The organism is Nitrococcus sp. (assembly GCF_059432795.1).
On sequence record NZ_JBXWZQ010000154.1, the window covers coordinates 1 to 4,803 of the forward strand.

4 protein-coding genes are annotated in these 4,803 nt (G+C 65.9%); all 4 read left to right on the forward strand.

What is annotated here, in order from left to right:
• Positions 1-1,410 (forward strand): carboxyl transferase domain-containing protein (locus tag AC52Q4_RS11005; protein WP_495536843.1); only part of this gene is annotated, 1,410 nt, incomplete at its 5' end.
• Between the two features lie 49 nt (positions 1,411-1,459).
• Positions 1,460-2,242, forward strand: a complete 783-nt coding sequence (locus AC52Q4_RS11010; RefSeq protein WP_495536844.1) for an enoyl-CoA hydratase-related protein — start codon at positions 1,460-1,462, stop codon at positions 2,240-2,242.
• Positions 2,243-2,345: 103 nt separating this feature from the next.
• Positions 2,346-4,343: an acetyl/propionyl/methylcrotonyl-CoA carboxylase subunit alpha gene (locus tag AC52Q4_RS11015; protein WP_495536845.1), complete on the forward strand. Its 1,998-nt coding sequence runs from the start codon at positions 2,346-2,348 to the stop codon at positions 4,341-4,343.
• Between the two features lie 56 nt (positions 4,344-4,399).
• Positions 4,400-4,803, forward strand: a 404-nt coding sequence (locus AC52Q4_RS11020; RefSeq protein ID WP_495536846.1) for a hydroxymethylglutaryl-CoA lyase-like TIM-barrel protein, incomplete at its 3' end; no start/stop codon positions are given.

The window sequence follows — 4,803 nt, forward strand, 5'->3', positions numbered from 1 at the left end:
GTGAATCAGATACGCGATCTATCTGCTCGTTCCTCTCACTGCGTCTACCGCGATTCCCTTCCCGAGGTTGTGATCAAGTACGTTATCGTCATTATCGCCGTCCGCGAAGGTATGGTGGGCGACCACGACTCCTCCGTTAATGGCTTCACGTTTTACCGGCTGACCGACATAAAGCACCTTCGCGCCCAGGAGATCGCCGCCCAGAACCGCCTGCCCTGCATTGACCTCGTGGACTCCGGCGGGGCTCATCTGCCCAGTCAGGACGAGGTATTTCCGGATCGCGAGCACTTAGGACGCAACTTCTACATTCAGGCCAACCTATCGGCCGCGGGGATCCCGCAGATTGCCGTGGTCATGGGCTCATGCACCGCCGGCGGCGCTTATGTGCCGGCAATGGCCGATGAGAGCGTCATTGTGCGCAATCAAGGCACGATATTCCTCGGCGGCCCACCCCTGGTGCGGGCCGCTACCGGCGAGGAGGTCAGCGCCGAGGAGCTCGGCGGCGCGGAAGTGCATGCGCGGACCTCCGGCGTCGCGGATCACTACGCGCTCAACGATGCTCATGCGCTCGGGATCACGCGACGCATCGTCCGCCATCTGAACGTCCGCAAGCGCTGCGAGCTGACCGTGCGCGAGCCGCAGCCGCCCCGCTACGATCCCGGCGAGCTGCACGGCGTCGTCTCCGCCGATCCCAAGCAGCCTTACGACGTGCGCGAGGTCATCGCACGCATTACCGACGCCAGCGAGCTCGACGAGTTCAAGGCACTCTATGCCACCACGCTGATCTGCGGGTTTGCCCACATTCACGGCTATCCGGTCGGGTTGCTCGCCAACAACGGCGTGCTTTTCTCCGAATCCGCGCTCAAAGCGACGCATTTCGTGGAGCTCTGCAGCCAACGCAGCATCCCGCTGGTGTTTCTGCAAAACATCACCGGTTTCATGGTCGGGCGCAAGTACGAAGCCAGTGGAATCGCCAAGGACGGCGCGAAGCTCGTCGCCGCCGTGGCCTGCACCCGGGTGCCGAAATTCACGGTCATCATCGGCGGCAGCTTCGGCGCCGGCAACTACGGCATGTGCGGGCGCGCCTACGCGCCCCGGTTGCTGTGGATGTGGCCGAACGCGCGCATCTCGGTGATGGGCGGCGAGCAGGCGGCCAATGTCATGGCCCAAGTCCAGCGCGACGCCCGGCACCGCCAGGGCAAAGCGTGGTCGAGCGCCGATGAGGAGGCATTCAAGGAGCCCATCCGCGCGCAATATGAAACGCAGGGTCACCCCTACTACGCCACAGCGCGGCTTTGGGACGACGGGGTCATCGATCCGGCGGATACGCGAACCGTGCTGGCGCTTGGGATCTCGGCAGCACTGAACGCGCCCATCGAGCCAAGCCGTTTCGGCGTTCTGCGCATGTAGGGCAACCATCCGCCCCGAAAGTTAGGGCGACGGCCAAAAGAGCGAGCGCATGCAGACGAATCGAGTGGCCATCTCCATCGAGGCAGACGTGGCACGGATCACGCTCAATCGCCCGGAGGTACGCAATGCCTTCGACGAGGTCCTCATCGAAGAGCTCACCACCGCGCTCGAGCGCATCGAGCAAGACGCCCGCCCGCGGCTCCTGATTTTGCAGGCCGCCGGCGGCTCGTTCTCGGCCGGCGCGGACCTCAATTGGATGCGGCGCACGGCCGAAGCCTCCTGGGACGAGAACTTCGCCGATGCCAAGCGCCTCGGGCAGCTCATGCAGACATTGGATCAGCTGGCGCTGCCGACGCTGGCACAGGTTCACGGTGCCGCGCTGGGCGGCGGCGTCGGGCTGATTGCCGCGTGCGACATCGCCGTGGCCGCCGACACCGCGTTCTTCGCTTTCTCGGAGGTAAAGCTGGGCTTGATTCCGGCGGTCATCAGCCCCTATGTCGTGGCCGCCATCGGCGCCCGCGCGGCCCGCCGTTATTTCCTCACCGGCGAGCGCATCACGGCCGATGAGGCCCGGCGTATCGGTTTGGTCCATGAGGTTGTCGCGCCCGAGCGCCTGGAGGAGCGCATCGCCGAGCTCGCGGAGATGCTGCTCGCCAACGCGCCGCAGGCCGTACGCATGGCCAAGCGGCTCCTTCGTGTGCCCCGGCGGGTGGCGATCGATAACAACTTGATCGAGGAAATGGCGCGCCGAACCGCCGAGCAGCGTGCCAGCGCCGAAGGCAAGGAGGGCGTGAGCGCGTTCCTGGAAAAGCGCAAGCCCGACTGGCAGTAGTCACGGCAACGCGGCGCGTGCGGCAGGCGAGCGGGGTCGGCGAACGCTGGCGCGCATCGCGCCCACCCATGCGGAATTCGACGATGCCATTGGAAATGCGAGCGTGTTCGAAAAGTGCCTGATTGCCAACCGCGGCGAGATCGCCTGCCGGGTAGCCCGGACCTGCCGTCGCTTGAGCATCCGCACCGTTGCGGTCTATTCCGAAGCCGATAGCGGCGCGCTTCACACGGCCGTGTGCGACGAAGCCTGGCTGCTCGGCGCACCGCCGCCGCGTGAGAGCTACCTGCGCGGCGAGCGCATCCTGGAGATCGCCCAGGCCAGCGGCGCCGCCGCCGTCCATCCCGGTTACGGGTTTCTGGCCGAGAACGCCGGTTTCGCGCAAGCCTGCGTGGACGCCGGCTTGGTATTCATCGGCCCGCCCGCGCCGGCCATTACCGCCATGGGATCCAAAAGCGCGGCCAAGCACCTGATGAGCGAGGCGGGCGTGCCGCTCGTGCCCGGCTATCACGGCCAAGCGCAGGATCCGCAAACACTCGCGCAGGCCGCCGACGAGATCGGCTACCCCGTGTTGATCAAGCCAACCGCCGGTGGCGGCGGCAAGGGTATGCGCCGGGTCGATGAGCCCGGCGCATTCGCTGGCGCGCTCGCTGCGGCCAAGCGGGAGGCTACGGCGAGCTTCGGCGACGACCGCTTGTTGATCGAGAAATACATTTGCGAACCACGCCACGTCGAAGTTCAGGTGTTCGCCGATCGCCACGGTAGCGTGATCTATCTTTTCGAGCGGGACTGCTCCGTGCAGCGACGCTACCAAAAGGTCCTCGAAGAGGCCCCGGCCCCCGGCCTGAGCGAAGCCTTGCGCCAGGAAATGGGCCAGGCGGCGGCGCGGGCCGCGCAGGCGATCGGTTACATCGGAGCCGGCACGGTCGAGTTTATCGTCGAGCCCGGCGGCCGATACTATTTTCTGGAAATGAACACCCGCCTGCAGGTCGAGCATCCGGTCACTGAAATGATCACCGGCTTGGATTTGGTGGAATGGCAGCTGCGCGTGGCGGCCGGCGAACCCTTGCCGTTGTCGCAGCCGGAGCTGACGCGGCGCGGCCACGCCTTCGAAGCGCGGATTTATGCCGAGGAGCCGCACAATCACTTCCTGCCGGCGCCCGGACGGCTGAACCACCTGCGCATGCCCCAGACGGGAGCGCACCTGCGCATCGACACCGGGGTGCGGGAAGGCGATGCGATTACCGTCCATTACGACCCGATGATCGCCAAGCTGATCGCCTGGGACTATAACCGGACCGATGCGCTGCGCCGTCTGCGCCATGCCCTGGCGCAGTGTCAGGTAACCGGCGTGAGCACCAATCTCGACTTTCTGCAGCGCCTCGCCGGCCATCCGGCGTTCGCCGCCGGTGAGATCGACACCGGTTTCATCGAACGTTTTCACGCCGATTTGCTGCCGCCGCCGAGCCGTGCGCCCGACCGGGTGCTTGCCCTGGCGTGCCTGGCCGTGCTGCTGGGTAATGACGAGACGGCCCGTGAGCGCGCGGCCAACTCCAGCGACCCTTACTCCCCCTGGCACCGGACCGACGGCTGGGTGCTCAATGACGACAATCACCACACGCTGCACTTTCACGACAATGACAGCGATATTGCCGTCATTGCCCATTACCGTCCCGGGCATTATCTAATGGAGCTGCCCGGCGGGGTGCTGAAGGTCTGCGGCTCGCTCAACGGCGGGAGCGATCTTCGCGCCGAGCTCGACGGCATGCGGGTAACGGCGACCGTGATTCAGCAGGGCGCCGAGCTGACCGTGCTCTGGGAGGGCGCGAGCCATCGACTGCTGTTGCACGACCCCCTTACGCTGGGAATGGACGACGAGATTCGTGAAGGCAGCCTGAAGGCTCCCATGCCGGGGACGGTGGTGCAGATTCTCGTCGCCCCGGGAGACGAGGTCATCGAGGGGCAGGCACTGCTGGTACTCGAGGCCATGAAGATGGAATACACGATCAAGGCACCGACGGCCGGGATAATCGAGCTCATTGGCTTCAAGGAGGGCGATCAGGTTCAGGAGGGCACCGAGTTGCTCGCTATCGCGAGCCATTGAGAACGTCGTTGCCGAGCGCCCCGCGCGCCACGACGCCTACGCTGAGAGGTCGGGATATGTCGCTTCCTGAACGCGTCAAGATAGTCGAGGTCGGGCCGCGCGACGGCCTGCAGAACGAGCCGCACAAGGTGCCTACCCGCGTGCGGATCGAGCTGATCGAGCGGCTCGCGCAAGCCGGCCTGACGGTGGTGGAAGCCGGCGCTTTCGTCTCCTCGCTGTGGGTTCCGCAGATGAGCGCGACCGACGAGGTGCTCACCGGTATCCGCCGCAAGGCCGGGGTGAGCTACCCGGTGCTGGTCCCCAATATGCGCGGCTTTCAGGCGGCACTCGCCGCCGGCGCCGAGGAAATTGCGGTGTTCGCCGCCGCCTCGGAGCAGTTCTCGCGCTGCAACATCAATTGCTCCATCGACGAGAGCCTCGCGCGGTACGCCGAAGTGCTCGCAGCGGCCCGGCAACAGGG

Coding starts and splice junctions, on each gene's coding strand:
- AC52Q4_RS11010 (WP_495536844.1), top strand. CDS start 1,460: ATGCAGACGAATCGAGTGGCCATCTCCATCGAGGCAGACGTGGCACGG.